This is a genomic window from Nocardia sp. NPDC058633, assembly GCF_042717045.1.
GTDB lineage: Bacteria > Actinomycetota > Actinomycetes > Mycobacteriales > Mycobacteriaceae > Nocardia.
The window spans coordinates 324543-346998 of the sequence record NZ_JBHXRA010000003.1; the positions used below are offsets into that span (position 1 = coordinate 324543).

The 22456-nt window shown below is 67.3% G+C and carries 23 protein-coding genes; 7 read left to right on the forward strand and 16 right to left on the reverse strand.

The genetic code is table 11. From position 1 onward, the window contains the following. Positions 1-25 precede the first annotated feature (25 nt). Positions 26-892 carry an NmrA family NAD(P)-binding protein gene (locus tag ACFWUR_RS05515; RefSeq protein ID WP_378902284.1) on the reverse strand — a complete coding sequence of 289 codons (867 nt, stop codon included), beginning with the start codon at positions 890-892 and terminating at the stop codon, positions 26-28. An 84-nt stretch (positions 893-976) separates the two neighbouring features. Here ACFWUR_RS05515 and ACFWUR_RS05520 point away from each other — a divergent pair, with 84 nt between their 5' ends. Then, positions 977-1396: a winged helix-turn-helix transcriptional regulator gene (locus ACFWUR_RS05520; protein WP_378902287.1), complete on the forward strand. Its 420-nt coding sequence runs from the start codon at positions 977-979 to the stop codon at positions 1394-1396. On the opposite strand, the gene ACFWUR_RS05525 is transcribed toward ACFWUR_RS05520, so the two are convergent. The 4 genes from ACFWUR_RS05525 to ACFWUR_RS05540 form a co-directional block, all read right to left on the reverse strand. Then, the gene (locus tag ACFWUR_RS05525) at positions 1386-2084 is read right to left on the reverse strand and encodes a polysaccharide deacetylase family protein (RefSeq protein ID WP_378902290.1); all 699 of its coding nucleotides are present in this window, start codon (positions 2082-2084) and stop codon (positions 1386-1388) included. The genes ACFWUR_RS05520 and ACFWUR_RS05525 overlap by 11 nt on opposite strands. A gap of 141 nt (positions 2085-2225) precedes the next feature. Further along, on the reverse strand, positions 2226-2726 hold the full coding sequence (locus ACFWUR_RS05530; protein WP_378902293.1) for a L,D-transpeptidase: 501 nt from the start codon (positions 2724-2726) through the stop codon (positions 2226-2228). Positions 2727-2953: 227 nt separating this feature from the next. Then, entirely contained in the window at positions 2954-4357 is a 1404-nt protein-coding gene (gene lpdA, locus ACFWUR_RS05535) for a dihydrolipoyl dehydrogenase (protein WP_378902296.1), read from the reverse strand. A 236-nt stretch (positions 4358-4593) separates the two neighbouring features. After that, positions 4594-5568, reverse strand: a complete 975-nt coding sequence (locus tag ACFWUR_RS05540) for a dipeptidase (RefSeq protein WP_378902299.1) — start codon at positions 5566-5568, stop codon at positions 4594-4596. A gap of 139 nt (positions 5569-5707) precedes the next feature. Between ACFWUR_RS05540 and ACFWUR_RS05545 the strand changes: the two genes are divergently transcribed. Beyond that, positions 5708-6238, forward strand: coding sequence for a hypothetical protein (locus ACFWUR_RS05545; protein WP_378902302.1), 531 nt, complete (start codon positions 5708-5710; stop codon positions 6236-6238). Between the two features lies 1 nt (position 6239). Here the strand turns inward: ACFWUR_RS05545 and narI are convergent, their stop codons facing one another. After that, complete coding sequence (narI, locus tag ACFWUR_RS05550) at positions 6240-6971, reverse strand: respiratory nitrate reductase subunit gamma (RefSeq protein WP_378902524.1); 732 nt, start codon at positions 6969-6971, stop codon at positions 6240-6242. Positions 6972-7284: 313 nt separating this feature from the next. On the opposite strand from narI, the gene ACFWUR_RS05555 reads away from it, so the two are divergent. After that, the gene (locus ACFWUR_RS05555) at positions 7285-9345 is read left to right on the forward strand and encodes a prolyl oligopeptidase family protein (protein WP_378902305.1); all 2061 of its coding nucleotides are present in this window, start codon (positions 7285-7287) and stop codon (positions 9343-9345) included. A 3-nt stretch (positions 9346-9348) separates the two neighbouring features. On the opposite strand, the gene ACFWUR_RS05560 is transcribed toward ACFWUR_RS05555, so the two are convergent. Then, positions 9349-10218 carry an alpha/beta fold hydrolase gene (locus ACFWUR_RS05560; RefSeq protein ID WP_378902308.1) on the reverse strand — a complete coding sequence of 290 codons (870 nt, stop codon included), beginning with the start codon at positions 10216-10218 and terminating at the stop codon, positions 9349-9351. Beyond that, complete coding sequence (locus tag ACFWUR_RS05565; RefSeq protein WP_358108570.1) at positions 10218-10850, reverse strand: TetR/AcrR family transcriptional regulator; 633 nt, start codon at positions 10848-10850, stop codon at positions 10218-10220. The genes ACFWUR_RS05560 and ACFWUR_RS05565 overlap by 1 nt, the downstream gene beginning before the upstream one ends. 525 nt (positions 10851-11375) lie before the next feature. Between ACFWUR_RS05565 and ACFWUR_RS05570 the strand changes: the two genes are divergently transcribed. Continuing rightward, positions 11376-11828: an SRPBCC family protein gene (locus ACFWUR_RS05570; protein WP_378902312.1), complete on the forward strand. Its 453-nt coding sequence runs from the start codon at positions 11376-11378 to the stop codon at positions 11826-11828. Between the two features lie 6 nt (positions 11829-11834). On the opposite strand, the gene ACFWUR_RS05575 is transcribed toward ACFWUR_RS05570, so the two are convergent. Next, on the reverse strand, positions 11835-12614 hold the full coding sequence (locus ACFWUR_RS05575) for an alpha/beta fold hydrolase (protein ID WP_378902315.1): 780 nt from the start codon (positions 12612-12614) through the stop codon (positions 11835-11837). A gap of 126 nt (positions 12615-12740) precedes the next feature. Here ACFWUR_RS05575 and ACFWUR_RS05580 point away from each other — a divergent pair, with 126 nt between their 5' ends. Further along, positions 12741-13427: a ZIP family metal transporter gene (locus ACFWUR_RS05580; protein WP_378902318.1), complete on the forward strand. Its 687-nt coding sequence runs from the start codon at positions 12741-12743 to the stop codon at positions 13425-13427. Between the two features lie 154 nt (positions 13428-13581). Next, positions 13582-14334 carry a DUF6585 family protein gene (locus ACFWUR_RS05585; protein ID WP_378902321.1) on the forward strand — a complete coding sequence of 251 codons (753 nt, stop codon included), beginning with the start codon at positions 13582-13584 and terminating at the stop codon, positions 14332-14334. A gap of 18 nt (positions 14335-14352) precedes the next feature. Here the strand turns inward: ACFWUR_RS05585 and ACFWUR_RS05590 are convergent, their stop codons facing one another. The 3 genes from ACFWUR_RS05590 to ACFWUR_RS05600 form a co-directional block, all read right to left on the reverse strand. Further along, positions 14353-14688 carry a hypothetical protein gene (locus tag ACFWUR_RS05590; RefSeq protein ID WP_378902324.1) on the reverse strand — a complete coding sequence of 112 codons (336 nt, stop codon included), beginning with the start codon at positions 14686-14688 and terminating at the stop codon, positions 14353-14355. 87 nt (positions 14689-14775) lie between these two features. Beyond that, positions 14776-16404: a chaperonin GroEL gene (groL, locus tag ACFWUR_RS05595; RefSeq protein ID WP_056816261.1), complete on the reverse strand. Its 1629-nt coding sequence runs from the start codon at positions 16402-16404 to the stop codon at positions 14776-14778. A gap of 212 nt (positions 16405-16616) precedes the next feature. Beyond that, a complete protein-coding gene (locus ACFWUR_RS05600; protein ID WP_378902327.1) occupies positions 16617-17348 on the reverse strand; it encodes a Clp protease N-terminal domain-containing protein in 732 nt (243 codons plus the stop codon). Positions 17349-17420: 72 nt separating this feature from the next. Between ACFWUR_RS05600 and ACFWUR_RS05605 the strand changes: the two genes are divergently transcribed. Next, positions 17421-18656 carry a hypothetical protein gene (locus tag ACFWUR_RS05605; protein ID WP_378902330.1) on the forward strand — a complete coding sequence of 412 codons (1236 nt, stop codon included), beginning with the start codon at positions 17421-17423 and terminating at the stop codon, positions 18654-18656. A gap of 68 nt (positions 18657-18724) precedes the next feature. On the opposite strand, the gene ACFWUR_RS05610 is transcribed toward ACFWUR_RS05605, so the two are convergent. The 4 genes from ACFWUR_RS05610 to ACFWUR_RS05625 form a co-directional block, all read right to left on the reverse strand. Next, positions 18725-19807, reverse strand: a complete 1083-nt coding sequence (locus tag ACFWUR_RS05610; RefSeq protein ID WP_378902333.1) for an NAD(P)/FAD-dependent oxidoreductase — start codon at positions 19805-19807, stop codon at positions 18725-18727. Between the two features lie 84 nt (positions 19808-19891). After that, entirely contained in the window at positions 19892-20767 is an 876-nt protein-coding gene (locus ACFWUR_RS05615) for an RNA polymerase sigma-70 factor (protein ID WP_378902336.1), read from the reverse strand. Positions 20768-20862: 95 nt separating this feature from the next. After that, entirely contained in the window at positions 20863-21732 is an 870-nt protein-coding gene (locus ACFWUR_RS05620; protein ID WP_378902339.1) for a CDP-alcohol phosphatidyltransferase family protein, read from the reverse strand. Then, positions 21729-22442, reverse strand: coding sequence for a phosphatidylserine decarboxylase (locus ACFWUR_RS05625; RefSeq protein WP_378902342.1), 714 nt, complete (start codon positions 22440-22442; stop codon positions 21729-21731). Before ACFWUR_RS05625 ends, ACFWUR_RS05620 begins: the two co-directional genes overlap by 4 nt. Positions 22443-22456 lie beyond the last annotated feature (14 nt).

Here is a 22456-nt window from a genome sequence, read left to right on the forward strand (position 1 = left end):
TGGGGCGAATTCACCCCGAGCACACCTAGGCCTGGAGCGAAGCCTCGGGGAGGAACTGGGCGAAGACGGTGGCCGCCGGGGTTGTCGGACGGCCGAGGATTTTGCCGAGGTCGCCGGAGTTCACCTCGAGCAGACCCTCACCGATGCGGGCGTCGGCGTCGGCGAGGACCGCGGCGGATTGATCGTCGAGGCCCGCCGCGCGCAGCGCTGCCGCGTAGTCGTCCTGGGCGAGGTCGGCGTAGCGAACTTCGGCGCCCGCCGCTTCCGCGACAGCCGCGGCCAGATCCGCGCCGGTCAGCGCCGCGTCACCGCCCAGTTCGTAGACGCGACCCTCGTGCCCCTCACCGGTGAGCACGCGTGCTGCGGCCTCGGCGTAGTCGGCTCGCGCGGCACCGGAGACACGGCCCCCGGCCATCGCGCCGTGCAGGACGCCGCTCTGCGCCGCGTGCGCGACGGCGCCGCCGTAGTTCTCCCAGTACCAGCTGTTTCGCAGCAGCACCGTCGGCACCGAGGCGCTCGCCAGCACCTCTTCGGTGCCCCGGTGCTCGGCGGCGAGCACCATGGCGTTGCTGTCGGCGCGCGGGATGCTGGTGTAGGCGAGCAGCGCGACCCCTGCCCGCTCGGCGGCGCGAATGACATTGGTGTGCTGGGTGATCCGAGCGCCGAACTCATTGCCCGAGATCAGCAGCACCCGGTCGACACCGGCCAGCGCGGCATCGAGGGCGGCCGGGTCGTCATAGGACGCCTGCCGCACGTCGGCGCCGCGCGCGGCCAGGTCGGCCACCTTGCGCGGATCGCGCACGATCGCTACCGGCCGCTCCCCTGCCGCGAGCAGAGCCTCCACGACCAACCGGCCGAGCTTTCCACTTGCCGCTGTCACTGCCACCGTCATTGCTACCTCCGAGATACAAGTACTAACTATTAGTAAGCACTATGCCTTCAGTCAGCACTTGCGTCAAGTAGGTAGACTGGGGCAATGCCCGAGACGCCGCCCGCGGACCACGACCCCACGCTGGAAGCCGACGTCTTCGCGCGCAATTGCGGCTCACGCTCTGTCCTGCAGAACATCGCCGGCCGGTGGGGCGTGCTGGCCCTGGTCGCCCTGCGCGACGGCCCCGTCCGCTTCAGCGCCCTGCGTCGCCGGGTCGACGGGGTGAGCGAGCGCATGCTGTCGCAGACCCTGCAAGCCCTCGAACGCGACGGCATGGTCCATCGCGAGGTGCTCGAAGCGATCCCGCCCCGCGTCGAATACACCCTCACCGAACTGGGTTCCGACGTCGCCGACCACCTGCGCTCGCTGATCGTGGTCCTGGAATCCAACATGGACACCGTTCGCGCGGCACAGGACAGCTACCACCGTGCCGGGAGCATCGGCCAGGATCAGCTCAACGCGTGAGAAGGTCCGAGACAGTGACGAATCGGTAGCCCTGCGCGCGCAATCCGCGCACGATCTCGGGCACCGCCGCGGCGGACTCGCCGCCGTGCATGACGTGGAGCAAGATGATCGAACCCGGCCTGACCTGGGCGAGCGTCTCGGCGACGATGGTCTCGCGCGACGCGCCGCCCGCCGAATCGGGCTCCACATCCCAGGTCACCGTGGTGCGGTCGTGCTCGTCGAGATACCGCGGGAGCGCCCACAGCTTCTTGCCGTAGGGCGGACGGAACGTGATCGGCCCCGGATAACCGGCCCGCCGGATCTCGGCATCGGTCCGTTCGATCTCCTCGCGCACGGTGTCGCCGGAAACCAGCACCATGCGGCGGTGCGAATAGGAGTGGTTCCCGATCTCGTGGCCCGCGCCCACGATCGCCGCACCGTATTCGGGATGGGCGGCCAGGTCGTCGCCGACCAGGTAGAAGGTGGCGCGAACCTGCGATTGCGACAGCATTTGCAGCACTTCCGGCGTGCGCGTGGTCGGGCCGTCGTCGAAGGTCAACGCGACAACCTTCTCGTCGGTCTCGACCCGATCGACCAGCCGCCCCGCCACCTGATAGGTCCGCGAATTCATCAACGCGTAGAGCCCGGCGCACACCGCCAGCACCACAACGAGAGCCACCACCCCGGAGATCACCCAACGACGTCGCACCGCTGCTGTATATCCCGTGACGACCGACCACCGCAAGCGCAGGGACGACTCACCGGGTACGGGAAAACCCGCCCCGGCGAGGACCACCGGTCGCCGACACCGACCAACCTCTGGTCCGGCGTTGTTTGCTCAGGAGAGCGGCTACACGATGACCTGGGTGATGTCGCCCGGGTTCAGGTAGTCGAAGAACCGGTGGGCGCCGTCTTCGGTCATCCGCACACATCCGTGCGATTTCGAATCGACCGGTCCCACGTGGAATGCCATGTCGCCATTGAAGAACGTGGCCCACCGCATCGGCGCATTGTGCATCGTGCTCCAGTGGAATTCCCGCTTGAACGAAATCTTGGTGACGGCGGGCGGGGTTTCGTATCCGGCCATGCCGTGCGAGATCGGAGTGGGTCCGAAAACCACCCGGCCGTTGTCGACCAGCCACGCCTCGTTCGTCGACAGTCGCATGCAGGCCCTGGCTTCGACGACCGGGCACGGCGATGCGGTGGGAACAATGGAGGGAACACCGGGGACATCTGGTCCACCGGGGAAAAGAGGTTCGGCCACAGCCGGTGTCACCGTGCCGAGTCCGGCCACCGCCACCGCGGCAATCGCCGCACATCGTGCTGCCCAACCGAGAATGCGCTTGCTCATCGAGTCGTAACCTCTCAACCGTGCCCGCCACCGCGAGTCAACCCGGGTGAGGGGACCATCTCATGGAACACGAACATGTCGAACACGAGCGTGGAGAAAATACCTGGAGGTGTTGTCGATCATCGGTTATCGAACCCGATTCACCAAATCAACGCCCGGAAGAATACCGAATAGAAACCAAAAGGGCCGGGCTCGCGATCCGCGCGCCCGGCCCGTTCGCCGATATCTCAGAGATTGATCATGTGCCCCGCGAGGCCATGGATCGCTTCCTGCACAGCCTCGCTCAACGTGGGGTGCGTGTGCACATTGCGGGCGAGCTCGTTGACCGTGAGGTCCCACTTCTGCGCCAGCGTGAGCTCCGGCAACAGCTCGGACGCGTCGGGGCCGATCAGGTGTCCACCGAGGAGCTCACCGTGCGCGCCGTCGGAGATCAGCTTCACGAAGCCGGTCGGGTCGCCGAGACCGTGCGCCTTGCCGTTGGCCATGAACGGGAAGGTCGCGACCTGCACGTCGTAGCCCTCGTCGCGGGCCTGCGCCTCGGTGAGACCGAAGCTGGCCACCTGCGGCTGGCAGAAGGTGGCGCGCGGCATCATCCGGTAGTCACCGAGGGTCATGGTCTCGGCGCCGCCGATGGTCTCGGCCGCGACCACGCCCTGCGCCTCCGCCACGTGGGCGAGCTGCAGCTTGGCGGTCACGTCACCGATGGCGTAGATGTGGGCCACATTGGTGCGCATGTGGTCGTCGATCGCGATGGCGCCCCGGTCGGTGAGCTCGACGCCGGTGGTCTCCAGGCCGTAGCCCTCCACCCGCGGTGCGAAGCCGACGGCCTGCAGCACCTTGTCGACCGTGACGGTCTCGATCGCGCCGGACTTGTTGTCCTTGATCTGGACGGTGACCTTGGAGCCGTCGTCGTCGATCGACTGCACGGCCGCACCGGTGCTGATTGTGATGCCGAGCTTCTTGTACTGCTTGGTGATCTCCTTGGAGACGTCGGCGTCCTCGTTGGGCAGCGCGCGGTCGAGGAACTCCACGATCCGCACGTCGACGCCGTAGTTCTTGAGGACGTAGGCGAACTCCATGCCGATGGCGCCCGCGCCGACGATCAGGATCGAGCCGGGCAGCTCACGGGTGAGGATCTGCTCCTCGTAGGTGACCACGTTGTCGGAGAGCTGGGTGCCCGGCAGCAGCTTGGTGGTGGTGCCGGTGGCGATGATGACGTTGTCGAACGTGAGCGTCTCGGCGCCGCCCTTGGTGAGGGCCACGTCGATCGAGTTCGGGCCGGTGAACGTACCGAGACCGTCGAACTCGTCGATCTTGTTCTTCTTCATCAGGAAGTGCACGCCCTTGACCCGACCGTCGGCCACCTTGCGGCTGCGATCGAAGGCGGCGCCGAAGTCGAAGCTGACCTCACCGGAGATGCCGAAGGTCTTGGCTTCCTTGTGGAAGATATGGGCCAGCTCGGCGTTGCGCAGCAGTGCCTTGGACGGGATGCAGCCCACGTTCAGGCACACGCCACCCCAGTATTTCTGCTCGACAATCGCTGTTCGCAGGCCGAGTTGAGAGGCACGGATCGCGGCGACATATCCGCCGGGACCAGCGCCGAGAACGACGACATCGTAGTGGGAAGTCACGTCACCGAGCCTAACTCTGTTTCGAGGAGTTCACCCACCCGTCCCCCACATAGGTGAGATGCGCGCCCGGCCGACCGTCGGCGCGAACGCGTCGGGGCAGGATCGGCAGCGCCCAACATGGCGGCGAGCGCCTCGACTTCTCAGGGCGCCTCCCCCACCAAGATCAACAGGCCAAAGCGTACAAACCTACTCGGGCGATGCCTACGTAGAAGCCTGGTGAACACTCGTCCAGTACTTCACCCACGCCAGACCTGGTCGGCGACGCGGGCGAAGTTGCCGCCGAAGATGGCTTCGCGCTCGGCTGGGGTGAAACCGCGGGCGGCGAGGAGTTCGGCCAAGCCGGGGACGTCGGATTCGGCGAACAAGTCCTCGGGTGGGGTCCATTGGAGTGGGCCCCATTTCGTGTAGGACTCGGAGAACGCGGCGGGGTTGTCGCGGATCTCGTCGTTGAACTCCTGACCGTCGAACGAATAGTCCGACCCGATGCCGATGTGGTCGATTCCCACCAGATCGACGCCGTATCGGATGTGGTCGGCCATCGCGGCGACCCGCTCCGCCCGCGCGGCGGGCTCGTTGCGCCCGAGGAAGATGCCGACGCCGTTGATGCCGATCACCCCACCGGTCGCGGCACACGCCAGGGCCTGTTCGTCGGTGATATTGCGCGGGTGTTCCCACAGTGCGGCGAAATTGGAGTGGCTGTAGATCATCGGAGACCCGGTGTGGGTGGCGATGTCGAGGCCGGTACGGCGGGAGCAGTGCGAGCCGTCCGCGAAGACGCCGACTTCGTTGAGCTTGCGCACCAAGTCTTTTCCGTATCCGGTGAGCCCGGTGTCCTCGACGTCCAGGCAGCCGCAGCCCGCCGGATTCGCGTGGTTGTAGGTGGGCAGCAACGACCGCACGCCGAGGTCGTGGAACAGTTCCACATTGTCGAGGTCACCGTCGAGTGGCCTGGAATCCTCCAGGTCGAAGGCCAGCGAGATCACCTCGGGTGCGCCGATATCGCGCACCCGGTCGACCAGCCGAAACCGCGGATCGGCCCCCGCCTCGTCCCGGAACTGGTGCAGCAGGGCCAGCGAATCATCCTTGGCCTGGGCCGAATAGCCCACATTCACCGACAGATACGACCCCAGCGGATACCGAGCCAGGTCCGAGACCCGCGCCGTGGGCCGCAACGGCAGACAACAGTGCTGCTCCCATAGGAACACATCCACCTCCGGTTGATTCGTGACCTGCGATCGTACGTTTCGCCGCGCGTTCGACGCCGAACCGACGCTAACGCGATGTCTGATTCGTCCGATAAGTCAGTACTGCGTTCCCGCTCCAAAGGCTCTTGATCCAAGGTGGTGCGACATGCGTCGCTTCCTCGTCCTGCTCGCCTCCGTCGCGACCTGCCTCGGCCTGTCGACGCTGCCCGCGGCCGCGACCCCGTCCTACTGCGGACTCACCTGGGGCTCACTGGACAAGTCGTCCGCGAACTACTCCACCGCCACCGTCGCGGGAGTCCGCGCGGGCCGACACGAGTGCTTCGACCGCCTCGTCGTCGACCTGACCGGTCCCCCCGCCGGCTATCACGTCGGTTACGTCGGCACTGTCACCCAGGACGGTTCCGGTGCCGCTGTTCCCCTACGCGGCGGCGCTTTCCTGCAGATCACAGTCATGGCCCCCGCCTACGACAACGCGGGCAACGCCACCTTCAACCCGCCGAGCCGCACCGAACTCGTCACCGTGAGCGGCTATCCGACCTTCCGGCAGGCGGCCTCGGCAGGCTCGTTCGAAGGCCGGACCACCTTCGGACTCGGCGTCCGCGCCCGCCTCCCGTTCCGCGTGAGCACCCTCGACGGTCCCGCCCGCGTGGTCGTCGACGTCGCCCATCACTGGTGATTCACCAACCCGGGCGATCCGGACGCGAACCGATCAGCTCGTCGGGCTTCGCGCTCGCTCGGGACCGGTACACGATGTAGGGCCGGTAGAAGTAGCTGAACGGTGCGCTGAAGGCGTGCACCAGCCGGGTGAACGGCCAGAGCGCGAACAAGATCAACGCGATCGTCACGTGGATGTGGAACGACAGCGGCGCTTCGGCCATCAGGTCACCCCGCGGTTGCAGGATCCAGATCGAACGGAACCACGGCGACACCGTTTCCCGGTAGTTGTGCTCGGGCCCGACCGCGCCCGAGCCGATCAAGGTGGTCGCCAGCCCGGTGACCAACGCGCAGACCAGGACCAGGTACATGAGCTTGTCGTTGACCGTGGTCGCGGTGAATACCGGACCGTTGCGGCGCCGACGGTAGATCAGCAACACGATGCCGGTGAGGGTGGCGACGCCCGCGATGCCGCCGAGCGCGATGGCTTGGATGTGATACACGTGCTGGCTCATGCCGATGGCGTCGGTCCAGGATTCCGGGATGACCAGCCCGATGATGTGGCCCACGATCACCACCAGCATCCCGTAGTGGAACAGCGGACTGCCGATGCGAAGCAGTCTCGACTCGTACAGCTGTGAGGACCGGGTGGTCCAGCCGAACTTGTCGTATCGGTAGCGCCACCAGGTGCCGACGATCAGGATCGCCAGACTCACATACGGGACGATGTCCCAGTAGATCTCGCCCGCCGACACATCGTTGGCTGCCATGTCACCGAAGTCCTTTCGCTACAGCGGGTTCGCGGTCGTGTGCGCTGCGGCGCGGCGGCACGGTGAGGGTGCCCCGGCCGCGCCACCCCGTTGTAGCGAGGTCACCCGATCAGGAGACCACATCGCACACAGCGGAAGAACGCGAACACGCAACAACCCGGCAACTCGACGAAAAACCTTGTGAACACTGTGTTCGATCCGAAAATGCGACGCGATCCCGCGCCGCCGCCGTCCCCGGCAAACGGCGCAGGGCGATCGCGGCGCTGAGGTGATCGAGGACATCGGCAACAATGTGGGGATGAGCGGCGTTGAGCGAAGCGTGACCGATCCCTATCTCTGGCTAGAGGACGTGACCGACGAGGGCGCGCTGGACTGGGCGCGCGCCCGCAACGACGTGGTGGCGCGGCGGTTCGCCGCCACCGACCGATTCGCCGACATGGAGCGTCGCGTACTGGCGATGCTCGACGACGACACCAAGATCGCCTACCCCGGCCGCCGGGGGCCATGGCTGTACAACTTCTGGCGTGACGCGCGGCATCAGCGCGGGCTGTGGCGGCGCACGACCTTCGAGTCCTACGCCACCGACGAGCCCGAGTGGGATGTGCTGATCGACGTCGACGCGCTGGCCGAGGCGGACGGCGAGAACTGGGTGTGGGCAGGCGCCGCTGTGCTGCGTCCGTCGCAGGAACGCGCCATCATCCATCTGTCCCGCGGCGGCGCCGACGCCACCGTCGAACGCGAATTCGACCTGACCACCAGGAAATTCATCGCCCCGCAGGACGGTGGGTTCTATCTGCCGGAGGCCAAGTCGCGCATCGGCTGGATCGACGCCGACACCGTCTACCTCGGCACCGATTTCGGCCCAGGATCGCTCACCGACTCCGGCTACCCGCGCATCGCCAAGCGCTGGCGGCGTGGCACCGAATTGTCCACCGCCGAAACGGTGTACGAGGGCGAGCCGAGCGATGTCTCGATCAGCGCGGGCTACGACCGCCACCCCGGCTACGAGCGGCACTATCTGCACCGGTCGACGGACTTCTTCAACACCGAGGTGTCCCTGCTCGACAACGGTGCGTGGCGCCTGATCGAAACCCCCACCGACGCCGACGTCGACTGGTACCGCGACTGGCTGCTGGTGCGCTTGAAAACCGAGTGGACACCGGCCGAGACCACCTACGCTCCCGGCAGTCTGCTGGTCACCGACCTGAGCGACTTCCTCGCCGGTGCCAGAGAATTCGACGTCCTGTTCACCCCGGATCCGCACACCTCGCTGGAATCGTGGGGCTGGACCGAGAACCACCTGATCCTGACCACGTTGCAGGATGTGCAGACCGGATTCCGCGTGCTCACTCCCGGCCCGGCCGGCTGGGCCGCCAGTACGCTCACCGATTCCCCCGCCATGTCGTCCACCTCGGTGGCCAACCTGGACCCACTGGAGGGCGGCGACGAATTCATGCTCACCACCACCGGTTTCACCACCCCGACCACCCTGCTCAGCAGCGCCATCGGTGAAACCGCGGTGACGTTGAAGCAGGCACCCGGCTATTTCGACGCGACCGGCATCGAGACCGAACAGTTCTTCGCCACCTCCGACGACGGAACCGCGGTGCCCTACTTCGTGATCCGCCATCGCGCCCGGCGCGGCACACCGGGGCCGACGATCATGAACGGCTACGGCGGCTTCGAAGTCTCCAAGACCCCCACCTATCTCGGCTCCGCGGGGATGAACTGGCTCGAACGCGGCGGTACCTACGTGGTGACCAATATTCGCGGCGGCGGCGAGTACGGGCCCGAATGGCACACTGCCGCACTGAAAGAGCACCGCCACCGCGCCTACGAGGACTTCGCCGCCATCGCCGCGGATCTGGTGACCCGCGGCATCACCACCCCCGATCGACTCGGCGCGATCGGCGGCAGCAACGGCGGTCTGCTGATGGGCGTCATGCTCACCCGCTATCCGCAACTGTTCGGCGCCATCGTCTGCCAGGTGCCGCTGCTGGATATGAAGCGCTACCACCTGCTGCTGGCCGGCGCGTCGTGGATCGCCGAATACGGCGACCCGGACAAGCCCGAAGAGTGGGCTTACATCAGCGAGTACTCGCCGTATCAGAACACCGACACCGGCAAGCAGTACCCGCCGATCCTGCTCGCCACCTCGACCCGCGACGACCGAGTCCATCCCGGTCACGCGCGAAAGATGGCCGCGCTGTTGGAGGCTCAAGATCGCACCGTCTGGTACTACGAGAACATCGAAGGCGGCCACGGCGGCGCCGCCGACAACAAGCAGTCGGCGTACCTGTCCGCGCTGGTCTACGAGTTCTTCATCCAGATGCTGATCGAGGGCCGACGCTCGGCCTGAGCGTCAGCGGTCGCGCAACCACTTCTCCACCGTGGCGACGGTGGAGTCGGGATCGGTGATCCAGCCGTTGTGCCCCAGGGCCTGCGGCTGCAACCACCGGGTGATCTGCGCGCCGGGGAGCTTGCCGAGCAGGTGGTCGGCGGAGGTCTGCGGCGCCAGGTCGTCACCGGCGACGGTGATCGACAGCACCGGGAACTTCAGCCGCGACATGCGCTCGTCGTAGTCGATATCGGCGCCGACGGGCACGAAGCGCCCGGTGCGAGCCAGCCGCGCCCAATCCGACATGAGCACCTTGGACTGCCTGCCGTACGCGCGCTTGCCCAGCAGGTCCCCTGGCCAGAACCCGGCCAGGTTCGACGCGACCGCCACCGCCGCGGTACCGACCAGCACGCCCGGACCCAGAACGCCGCGATACCCACGGAAATACGGGGTGCCGGAAGCGACCAGGATCAGGCCGCCGAGCCTGCCGCGCACCCGAGCCGCGTACATCGCCGCGAGCTGCCCGCCCATGCTGTGGCCGAGCAGGTACGGCGTGCTGGCGGGAAACCGGTTGCGTACCGCGGCCAGCATCGCGGGGAAGTCCACCGAGACCAGTTCGTGGTAGCCGTAGGTACTTTCGGCGTCGGGTCGGTGGGTGCTCTCACCCTGACCTCGCAGTTCACCGATGGCGACGTCGAATCCGCAGGCGGCCAACCGGTGTCCGAAGTACTCGTAGAACTCCCCGGGCACGGCCAAGCCTGGCAGGATCACCACGACCGCGCGCGGTGCGTCGGGGGTGACCGGATGCCGGTGGGCGCCGGTGGCCGGAATGAGCCGCACCGGCAGCGTGCTGCCGTCGGGTACCTGGATCTCGACGATCTCGACCCGCGCCATCAAGCCCCGACCGCGCCGAGGATCACCCGGCTCAGCACTTTGATCACCTCGTCGAGCGGGGGCCGGGGGTCGCTGCCACTCCAGCCGTCGACGACGTAGTTCACCGCGCCGATGATCGCGAGCACCCGCAGTTCGTAGTCGCCCGGGGGGATTTCGCCGTGCATGGCCGCGTCCTCGGCGGCACTGGCCAGCAGCGACCCCCAGACGCGACGCAGTTCGAGACGGAACTTCTCGACCTTGGGGCCCGCCCCGACCACTTCGACCAGCGCCACCCGTGCCTTACGGGGGTCGGTGCCGATCGACTCGACGTACGCCCGAACGGCCGCGTCGATCTGCTCGAGCACAGTCGCCTCCGACTTGTCCTCGAGCGCGGTGGCCACCGCCTCGCGCGAATGCCGGTCGATCTGCTCGTACAACTCCAGCAGCAGGGATTCGCGGCCGGTGAACTCCTCGTAGAACTGCCGAGACGAGAGTCCCGCGTCCTTACAGATGGCACCGACCGAACTGTTGGCGTACCCGTCGCGCGCGAAGACCGTCAGGCCTGACTCCAGAAAACGCGCACGCCGCTGGCGTTGCCGGTCCTCTACGGGTTGCCCGGCATACATTCGTCCCGTATTCGCATCCTGTGACATTGTCGCTGACAATACCGAAGGGCCTGATCCCCTCGTCATGGATCAGGCCCTTCGGCCGCCCTTTCGACCAACCGCGCGTTAGCCGAAAGTTGGCTGCAGTTCGATCAGTTCCCGGAGGTCTGCGCCGAACCGCTGCTGAGCGAGCTGCTGAGCAGTCCGAGGAGCAGGGTCAGGATGTTGCCGTCGCTGCCGTCGTCAGTGATGTTGTAAAGCATGTGTCACTCCAAGTCGATGTTTTGTGACTTCGTTGTCACTGGCCATTTGCCATCTCGGACGATACCGAGGGAGAATGTGAAGCGGGAGTGTTTTACAGGAATTTTCTAGAATTTTTTGTCATCGGACACAAGACCTGAGAAGTTCGGTCTCGCCAGGGGGCACCTTCACCCGGAACGACCGACAGGTGAAACGCGATTGTACCGATGTGCGGCACCCACTTTCGCGAAATCCACCCACGGGCGGACGTCGAGTGCCGTCACGGTGCCTATGCTGAGCGTGACCGTCTGTCACGCATACCCGGAGGCAACGTTGCCGAACACTCTCGAAGCCAGTATCGACATCGCCGCATCGCCGGAAAAGGTCTGGTCGGTGCTCTCCGATCTGCGCCGGATGCCCGAATTCAGCCCGACGACGGTGAAGATGGTCGCGGTCGGTGGCGTCCGCGACGGCGCGTTCACCGTCAACGTCAACAAGGTCGGCTGGAAGATCTACCCGACCACCTCGCGGATCGTGCGCCTGGAGCCGAACAAGGCGTTCGCTTTCCGGATGAACGAGAACCGCACGGTCTGGAGCTACGAGCTGTCCCCGACCGCTACCGGCACCCGCCTCGTCGAGACCCGCACCGTCGACGCCAAGGGCCTGCCCGGCTGGCTGCAGAAGGCGATCAAGGTCGCCATGGGTGGCGAGCAGCAGTTCGAGGCCGACCTGGTCGCCGGGATGCAGCAGACGCTGGCCAAGGTGAAGGTCGCCGCCGAGCGCTGAATGCGGTCAGCGGGTTCTGTCGATGAATTCGCCGAGAACGGAGACGAATTCATCCGGCTGCTCGACCTGGGGCGAGTGGCCCGCGTGCTCGACGAGATGGGTCTCGGCACCCGCGGCGGCGAAACGGGCGAGAGTCTCGGTGCTGTCGTAGAGGTTGTCGTGGCGACCGTGGACGGCGAGGACGGGTTGGTCGAGGGCTTGGACGCGCGAGTCCAGTGGTGCCGCGGCGAAATCGTCGGCCCGGCTGCCCACCGCGTAGGCCAGACCGGCGGGCAGGGCTGCGCGGAAATCGCGGACCACGGCGTCGGCCAATCCCGGCGCCGAGTCGTAGCGGAACCTCCGGGCGAAGGACGGGCGGCCGCCCAACCGGATCACGGCTCCGGGTGTCCACCGTTGCGCCAGCCGGACCGACCACGGGCGGACAACCCATTTCGCGACAGCCGGGATGCGGGCAGCCCGGTAGTCGGGGGCTTGGCCGACGACCACGACGCGGGCAATACGGTTCGAGGCGGCGGCCAGCTCGAGGACGAGTTCGGCGCCGAACGAATGGCCTACTGCCGTCACATCGGTGAGGTCGAGGTCGTTCATGAGCGCGATGAGCGGGGCGGTGCGGGCCGCGGCGCTGAACTCGCCGTCGGCGCCGAGTTCGCGCGCGTCTACCCGGATCACCCGGAAGCTGCCTGCCATCCGCTCGGCGACCGCCGCGAACCAGTCGACCGAGCCCGGGATCCCGTGGATGAACACGATCGCCGGTGCGGTGGGCTCGCCTTCGTCGAGAAACAACACGTCAACCACCCTAGTCGGCGCCGTGACGAGCGTTCGGCAGTCTTGCGCGGGCGGCGGCGAAGGCCGATCGGACACGGGCGAGCAGCGTTCACAGTCTGTTGGGGCACAGCCGAATAGGCTCTGTGCATGCCTACCGCCCTGCTGTACGGCCTCGGCACCGCCGTCCCGCTGTTGATCGGGGTGGCGGTGGGGCTGCGGTGGACGCTGCCGAAGGCGTTGCTCGCCGCGATGATGGCGTTCGGCGCGGGCACGATGATCGCGGCGATGTCGGAGGAACTGTTCGCCCCCGCCTTCCGCCGCGACGGTCCACTGATCGCCGGCGCCGCGCTGTTCCTCGGCGCGGGGGTGTACGTGGTCGCCAACCACCTCATCGAGAACAAGCTGGGACCCGCCGCGATCGGCTGGGCGTTGCTGCTGGGCACCGTGCTCGACGGCGTGCCGGAGAATCTCGCACTTGGCGTATCCCTCAGCGGTGGAGGCGGATTGGTGTTGCTGGTCGCGATCGCGGCGGGCAATGTGCCCGAAGCTCTCAGCGGGGCGGTACTCATGCGCGAGCAGCACGGATTCGAGGCGGGCCGGACCTTCGCGCTGTGGGCGGTGACGGCCGCGGTGCTCGTCGCGGTGACCGTGCTGGGGCACGGGTTCGCCGGATCCGTGTCGCCGACGGCGATCAGCGCGGTACAGGCCTTCGCGGGCGGCGCGACGATCGCGGTGCTGGCCGATTCGCTCATTCCCGAGGCCTATCGCGAAGGCGGCTGGTGGGTCGGAATGGCAACCGCGGCGGGATTCTTCGTCGCCTTCGCCATCGGCTGAGCCATTCCACCCGGTCGCGGCCAGAATTTCATCTCCGTACCAGTGGCAATATTCTGCCGGTTCGCATACGCTTCGCCGCGGATGAAAACGCCTCTGGGAGGGACGAGTGATCACTCCGAACAGGCCGGAGGACTTAGCCGAAAGTCGGCATACAGTGCCGTTGACCCAACTGATACACCTGATGGCGGAGTATCAGCACCTCGGCGCGCACCGTGACACCTTTCTCGCCACCCCCGCCGACGACACCTTCGTGCGTGGCTGCGGCATCGTCGCGGGTTGTATCGCCACCATCGGCATCATCGTCGGCGCCGTCGGCGCATGGCAAGGCGGCATCGCACTGCTCGTGATCGCCGCGGCTCCCGTGCTGCTCGCGCTCCACCGCGGAGTCGTCAACCGGCAGAACCGCGCCGCCCGCATCGACCTGTTCGACCACGGCGTCACCGTTTACCGCTCGGGCCAGCGCGTGGCCGGCTTCCGTTGGGACAGTACCGAAGTGCGCCAGCACGAGATCCCCTTCCACGACACCACCCCCGTCACCTACCTGCTGGAGCTGTCGGGCCCCGGCGGTGTCGAAGCGACCGTCGACGAAGAGGGTTTCGCCCGCGCTCGCGAATGGGCCCGCGCCATCCAATCCGCCGTCACCGCAACCCAACTCCCCATCGCGGTAGCAGCCATAGACAACGGCGACACCGTCGCCTTCGGCGACCTCGCCCTCTCCCTCGACGCCCTCACCTACCGCGGCGAGGCCCTGCCCTGGGAAGACATCCAACTCATCGACGCACGCAGCGGCCACATCCGCATCAAGCTCTCGGGCATGTGGATGTCGCTGGCCCCCGTCAGCACCATCCCCAACTTCTACATCTTCAACGAACTTGCCGAACGCCTGCGGTTGACCCCGGTCGGCTGACCTCGCGCGTAGGTCAGCCTATTCGCTCGGGTTGTCCCGCTTGGCCAGTTCGCGTATCGAGGAACAACCTATCCACAACATCGCCGCACCGATGATGACCCGCACCGAGTCCAGGACGTTGTTGATCATTTTCACGTCCGCGTAGTTGGCGAAGCCGGACTTCGACATCGCGCACGAGTTATCGCCTGGTGCCATGTCATAGCTGGTGAAATCCAGGACGAGGGGGCTCCAGTCGTGGCAGGTGACCGTACCGTCGGCCAGATCGAGCAGACCCGACAGAATCACCCAGCCGCAAATTATCCCCATCAGTACACAGAACAACCAGTACTTGCGGACCGTGTGGACGATCGCCATGCGCACTCCCCTATTTCATGCCGAAGACCGGCCCACCGAGTGGTGGGCCGGTCTTCGTGACTTGCGTTGGGCTAGCTGATCAAGAGATCAGAAGTCCATGCCGCCCATGCCGCCGGTGGGGTCGCCGCCCGCGGGGGCGGACTTCTCCGGCTTGTCGGCGACTACTGCCTCGGTGGTGAGGAAGAGCGCGGCGATGGAGGCCGCGTTCTGCAGGGCCGAGCGGGTGACCTTGACCGGGTCGGCAACGCCGGCGGCCAGCAGGTTCTCGTAGACACCGGTGTCGGCGTTCAGGCCTTCGCCCTCGGGGAGGTTGGAGACCTTCTCGGCCACGACGCCGGGCTCGAGGCCCGCGTTGAAGGCGATCTGCTTGAGCGGAGCCGACAGCGCGACGCGCACGATGTTGACACCGGTCGCCTCGTCAGCGGTCAGGCCGCTGAAGCCGTCGAGCGCGGGGGCGGCCTGCAGCAGCGCGACGCCACCACCGGCAACGATGCCCTCTTCGACGGCGGCCTTGGCGTTGCGCACGGCATCTTCGATGCGGTGCTTGCGCTCCTTGAGCTCGACCTCGGTGGCGGCACCGGCCTTGATCACCGCGACGCCGCCGGCCAGCTTGGCCAGACGTTCCTGCAGCTTCTCACGGTCGTAGTCCGAATCCGAGGACTCGATCTCGGCGCGGATCTGCGCCACGCGGCCCTTGATGGCCTCCGCGTCGCCGGCACCCTCGACGATGGTGGTCTCGTCCTTGGTGATGACGACCTTGCGCGCGGTGCCGAGCAGCTCGATGCCGGCGGTCTCCAGGGAGAGGCCGACCTCTTCGCTGATGACCTCGCCACCGGTGAGGATGGCGATATCGGCCAGCTGGGCCTTGCGACGGTCACCGAAGCCGGGCGCCTTGACGGCGACGGACTTGAAGGTGCCACGGATCTTGTTCACGACCAGGGTCGACAGGGCTTCGCCCTCGACGTCCTCGGCGATGATCAGCAGCGGCTTGCCGGCCTGGATGACCTTCTCCAGCAGCGGCAGCAGGTCCTTGACCGTCGAGATCTTGGACGAGACGAGCAGGATGTACGGGTCCTCGAGGACCGCTTCCTGACGCTCGGGGTCGGTCACGAAGTAACCGGAGATGTAGCCCTTGTCGAAGCGCATACCCTCGGTGAGCTCCAGCTGGAGCCCGAAGGTGTTGCTCTCCTCGACGGTGATGACACCTTCCTTGCCGACCTTGTCCATCGCCTCGGCGATGAGCTGGCCGATGGCCGGGTCGCCCGCGGAGATACCAGCGGTAGCAGCGATCTGCTCCTTGGTGTCGATCTCCTTGGCGGTGTCGAGCAGCTTGGCGGTGACGGCCTCGACGGCCTTCTCGATGCCACGCTTGAGCCCGAGCGGGTTCGCGCCGGCCGCGACGTTGCGCAGACCTTCACGCACGAGAGCCTGGGCGAGCACGGTAGCGGTGGTCGTTCCGTCGCCGGCGACGTCATCCGTCTTCTTGGCGACTTCCTTGACCAGCTCGGCGCCGATCTTCTCGTACGGGTCCTCGAGGTCGATCTCCTTGGCGATGGAAACACCATCGTTGGTGATCGTGGGGGCGCCCCACTTCTTCTCGAGCACGACGTTGCGACCCTTCGGGCCCAGCGTCACCTTGACAGCGTCGGCGAGGGCGTTCAGACCCCGCTCGAGACCGCGACGGGCCTCTTCGTCGTACGCAATTGTCTTGGCCATTGCGTTGAGATCCTCCACATGTCTATGGCTGACACACGAGACGACCACAGGTTGGATCGCCCCAAAAGTTACGCCGGCCAGGTGCGGTGCCCGCGACGGACGACCGAGGGTGTCGATGGAACCCGATCTCACCACCCCGACCTGGCACTCAACAGTCACGAGTGCCAAAGCCATTTTTAGCACTCAGGTGGTGAGAGTGCAAGGTCGCCGTCTCAGGCTTCGTCCTCCACCGAGGCCAGGAGCTGATTCAGCAGCTCGACGAGTTCGGCCTCGACGACGGCCTTGTCAAGGCCCAGACCGCTGAGTACGCCGGTGCCGTTCTCCTGTTCCAGCAGAGCCAGCAGGATGTGCTCGGTGCCGATGTAGTTGTGACCGAGGCGCAACGCCTCGCGAAAGGTGAGCTCGAGAACCTTCTTCGTGTCGCCGTCGAACGGGATGAGCGCCGGCACGTCACCGCCGGCGGCAGGCAGCGAGGCGGTCGCGGCAGCGCGTACCGCGTCCAGCGTGACACCCCTGGCCTCGATCTCCTTGGCGGCCAATCCCTCCGACTGGCCGATCAGGCCGAGGATCAGGTGCCCGAGCGCGATCTGACCGCTCCCCGAGGCGCGCGCCGCCTCCTGCGCGCCGACGACCACATGCCGGGCCCGGTCGGTGAACTTGGCGAAGCCGGCCTGCGGGTCCATGGCGGCGGTGTCACTGGGCCCCTTGGGCACGAATCGCTTCTGGACGGCCTGCTTGCTGACGCCCATGCTGGCGCCGATATCGGTCCAGGAGGCGCCGGAGCGGCGGGCCTGGTCGACGAAGTGCCCGATCAGATGGTCGGCCGTCTCACCGAGGTGACCGGCCGCGACCACGGCGTCGGAGAGTTGGTCGAGGACATTGTCGGGGCGGGCTTTCTTGATGCCGTCGATCAGGTCGTCGAGGCGAAAGTTCGGGATGCTCATGCGTCAACTGTAGGTTGACGGAAGCTGATCGTCAACCTTTAGTTGACGATCGATTGCTGGCAGAGTGGTGCCATGGGGAGATTTCGGCGCTGGGCGCCGCGCGGGGTGGGAATCGTCGTGACCGTGGCGTGCCTGATCGGCGTCGGCCGATTGCTGTGGCCGCAGCCGGGGCTCGACGAACAGCCCGGGTCCACCGAACGCCAGTTGGCGTTCGTGCGCGACGCGCTCGACGGCGGGTCGGCCACGGCCGCGCAGGAGCTGTTTCCGGAGGGCTACGTCTTCTCGAACGTGCTCTACGGTCTCGCCTGGGTGCAGGCCGCGCACACCGACGCGGCACTACGCGACCACGCACTGCGCGCGGCACGGTGGGCGCTCGCGCGAGTGGAGTCCGACGAGGGTCGCGCGGTGTTCAGTCCCCGACTACAGCCCGCGTACGGGGTGTTCTGGGCGGGGTGGACCAACTGGTTGCGCGGGGCGATCCTGTCCCTCGATGACGCCGACACCGCAGCGGTACACCAGTTCTCCGAGCGCAGTGCCGAGCTCGCGCAGGCGTTCTCCGCGGCCGACACGCCATTTCTCCAGGCCTATCGGGGTCAGGCGTGGCCGGTCGACTCGACGGTCGCGATAGCGTCGCTTCGCCTGCACGACAAGCTGTTCGGCGCGAAATACAGCGCGGTCGTCGAGCGGTGGCTCACGCAAGCGAAGGCCCGACTCGACCCCGCGACCGGCCTGCTGCCACATCAGGTCTCACCGGCCGACGGCTCGCTGACGACCGGTACGCGGGCGACCTCGCAAACGGTGATCCACCGGTTCCTGCCCGAGATCGATCCGGCGTTCGCGAAGGATCAGTACACGCTGTTTCGCGACCAGTTCCTCGCTTACCCAGGTGGTTTCGGGCCCGCTGTGCGCGAGTACCCGAAAGGGGTGGACGGGAGCGGCGATGTCGACTCCGGCCCGTTGATCGCCGGGATCAGCCTTTCCGCCACCGTGGTCGCGGTCGGCGCGGCCAGGGTGAACGGCGACCGCGCGCTGGCCACGGCGATCGGATCGGAAGGCGAACTGCTCGGGCTGCCGATCGACCTGCCGTGGTCGAAACGCTACGCGTTCGGGCAGTTGCCGATCGGCGACGCGTTCGTGGTGTGGTCGTCGACGGCGCGCCTGCTGACGGAGACGCCGACGGTGAGCGAGCGCCAGGTGCCCTGGTGGTGGCGGCTGCCGTGGCTGGGCACGCTCTGCCTGGTCGCGGTGGCGCCGTGGGGTCGGGTACTTGTCCGGGGGTTGCGTGGCTCCGGGGGTGCCCCGAGCTGAGCGCACACTATTCGCTTCGACCGTCGGCAGATCGACCGATCTCGCGATCAGTATGCGCTCAGCGCGGACTACCGCAGTCCGACCGTGAACGCGGTCCCGCGCACGATCAGCTCCTTCATCACCACACCGATGCGGCCGGTGAACACCGTCTTCGTCGGGGTGTCGTCGGCCTTGACGAGCTGCAGCACCGCGTCGCGGCGGCCGAGGCTGATGCACTGCGCCACGTAGCGACCGTTCATCGGCTCGGGTTCGCGCCCACGCGCCCGCGCCGTGATCGCCCCGACCACATACTGCCCGGCGGGAATCGCTGTCGCACAGGCCATTCGTAGCGGGCGGCCGTCCACCCCGGCCATCAGGGCGGCGTCGCCGACGGCGTAGATGTCGGGGTGCGAGACCGAGCGCAGCGTGTCGTCGGTGCGGATGCGACCGTCGACGGCGACGTCGAGACCCGCGCGACGCGCGAGGTCGGGAACAGTGAAACCGGTGGTCCAGACGGTGGTAGCGGCGGGAACCAGGGTGCCGTCGGCGAGCCGGACCGCATCGGGCAGCACCTCGACGACCTTGACCCCGGAGCGGATCTCGACGCCGAGCCGGGTGAGCGCGGCGCGGATCGCCTGGTGCGCGCGCGGCGAGAGCCAGGCGCCCGGATCCTCGGAGCCGAGCAGGCTGATGCGCGACTGCGGTTGCGACTCGGCGAGTTCGGTGGCCAGCTCGATACCGGTCGGCCCCGATCCGACGACGACGATCTGACCCGACAGTTCGGTCACGTCTTCGGCGGTGGCGACGAACTTCGCGTGCTCGGCGGCGCCGGGGACAGCGTGACGGTCGGCCTGGCTGCCGAGCGCGTAGACGAGGGTGTCGTAGTGCAGCGTCCACGCACCGTCGACGGCGACGATCTTGCGGTCCGGGTCCAGGTCGGTGACCCGTGCCTGGATGAATTCGATGCCCTTGCGCCCCAGCGACTCACGCAGGGCGAGCCGCTTCACCGGCTGGCCCGCGGCGGCCTGGTGCAGGCGCACCCGCTGCACGAATTCGGCGCGACCGTCCACGACGGTGATCTGGGTGTCGCGAGTCTTCTTCGCGAGGGCGCGGGCCGCGGTGAGTCCCGCGTACCCGGCGCCTAGGACGACGATCCGATGCTGACCGGTCATGATGTGGCTCCTTCTCTCGAAATGCCGACACACACCAGACCGATCAGCCGCCGGGTTCCTGACAGCTAGCACACGTGATCTGGATCACAGAATGACCGCGCCCAATTTGATCGGGTTCACGACCGTCCGAACCGCCGCGATCGCGCCCGCCTCGTCGAAGTCGAACACGAGCACCCCGGCCGGGGCCTCGTCCTGGAACATGATCAGACCCACGTCGCCGTTGATCTCGGCGAACTCGAACCGCGACGTGGGACTGAGGAAGCGTCGCAGGTTGGACAGGTAGCGCGCGACCACGTCGATACCGACCACCGGGATCTTGGCCGCGACCACCCGGCCGCCACCGTCGGCGACCGAGACCACGTCGTCGGCGAGCAGTTCGCGCAGGCCGTCCACATCACCGGTCGAGGCCGCCTGCAAGAACTTCTCGATCATGGTGCGCGCGTGCTCGGCCGACACCACGTAGCGCTGCTTGCCGGTGCGCACCCGCCTGCCTGCGCGATGAAATATCTGCTGGGTGTTGGCCTCGGTGAGTTCGAGCATCTGCGCGATCTCGGCATGCGGGTAACCGAATGCCTCGCGCAACACGAACACCGCGCGCTCGATCGGACTGAGCCGTTCCATCGCGGTGAGCACCGCCAGGGAGACCGACTCGCGTTCCTCGACGGTCCCCAACGGGCCCAGCGCTCCGGCACCGGTCGGCACCGGCTCCGGCAGCCACTGACCGACATAGGTCTCGCGGCGGGCGCGGGCCGAAACGAGCTGGGTGCGGCACAGATTCACGGTGACCGTCGTCAACCACGCTTGCGGATTGGCGATCTCCGCCCGGTCGGCCGACGCCCACCGCAGATAGACCTCCTGCACCACGTCCTCGGCCTCGGTCGCCGCGCCGAACATGCGATATGCCAGCGAGAACAGCCGCTGCCGATGCTGCATGAACTCGGCGACGCCGTCGGATTCCACCTGTGCCCCTTTGCCGGACTACCCAGTTCCGCAACGGTACAGCGGAACTCGCCGCAGGCCACCACGGTGTGGGCGTCATCTCGCCCCGCCGCGCGCTACTCGTCGTTGCGCGGACGACGCAGACGCAGGCGCGCGGATCCACGGATCGCCGGACGGCGGATCGCGGGCATCCGTCGCTGCGCACGCCGTTGCGCGCGCCGCTCAGCGGGCTTGTGCTGCCAGGTCTCCGGCCGTGCGGCCACCCAGCGAGCTGACCGCCAGGCGAACGGAATGTGCGCCAGGTACAGCGCGACCAAGATCAGCAGCAGCACGATCGGATAGGTGACGAGCAGCGCCGCGGCCAGGGCGGTCAGGACCAGCAGACCGGCTGCCGCCTGCGGGGCGACCGACACCGACTTCATCGCCAGGGTCGGGATGGTGCTCACACACAGCAGCGCGGCGAAGATCGTCCAAGCGGCGACGAAGGCGAAACTGTCCCACCAGCCGTCGCCGAACTGCACCTTCAACGCGATCGGCACCAACGCGATCAACGCACCGGCGGGCGCGGGCACACCGACGAAGTACTCCCGCGCCCAATTGGGGCGGGAATCGTCGTCGAGCAGGGTGTTGAAGCGGGCCAGGCGCAAGACCAGGCTCACCGCGAACAGCAGCGCGACGATCCAGCCCGCGCTCTTGTCGTCGAGCAGCGTCACGTAGATGACCAACGCGGGCGCGACGCCGAAGGAGATCGCATCCGAGAGCGAATCGAGCTCGGCGCCCATCTTGCTGGTGGCGTCGAGCATGCGCGCGAGCCGGCCGTCGAGGGTGTCGAGGACGGCGGCCGCGCCGACCATGGCCAGCGAGATACCGAGCTCACCGTCGAGTCCGAACTTCACCGCCGACAAGCCCGCGCACAGCGCGAGAATGGTGACGACGCTGGGCAGCAGTCGCACGGAACGGGGACGCTTGCGCGCCTGGTCGATCATCCCAGCACAGCCAGGACGGTTTCGGCCCCGATCGTGCGCTGTCCGGGGGCCACCAGCAGTTCGGTGCCGACCGGGAAATAGGTGTCGACGCGGGACCCGAACCGGATCAGGCCGTAGGTGTCACCGATGGTGAGCCGGTCGCCGACGCGGGCATCGCAGACGATCCGCCGGGCCAGCAGACCGGCGATCTGGACCACCACCACCTGCTTGCCGTCGGTGGTGTCGATGACCATGCTGTTGCGCTCGTTGGCGTCGGAGGCCTCCGGCAGGTCGGCCGAGAGGAACTTGCCCGGCTGATGCAGCACTTCGCGCACGGTGCCCGACACCGGAACGCGCTGCACGTGCACATCGAGCACCGACAGGAAGATGCTCACGCGCGGCAGCGGCTGATCGCCGAGTCCGAGCTCGACAGGCGGTACCGCGGTGTCGACCAGCGCCACTTCGCCGTCGGCGGGCGCGACCACGATGCCCGGGCGGTTCGGCGGCACGCGGTGGGGGTGCCGGAAGAAGGCGGCGCAGGCTGCGGCGGCGGTGAGACCGGCCCGACGCACCCATTTGTTGCGTCCGCCGACGACGGCCACCGCCAACGGCACCGCGACGAACGGCAGGCCGGCGGGATGTAGCGGGGGCACAGCGGCGCGCACCAAGTCGACGACATGGCCGACGCCGGTGGTATCGGGCGTGCCGGGCGGGGTGGGGCGGCGTGCCACGGGCTTCCTCTTTC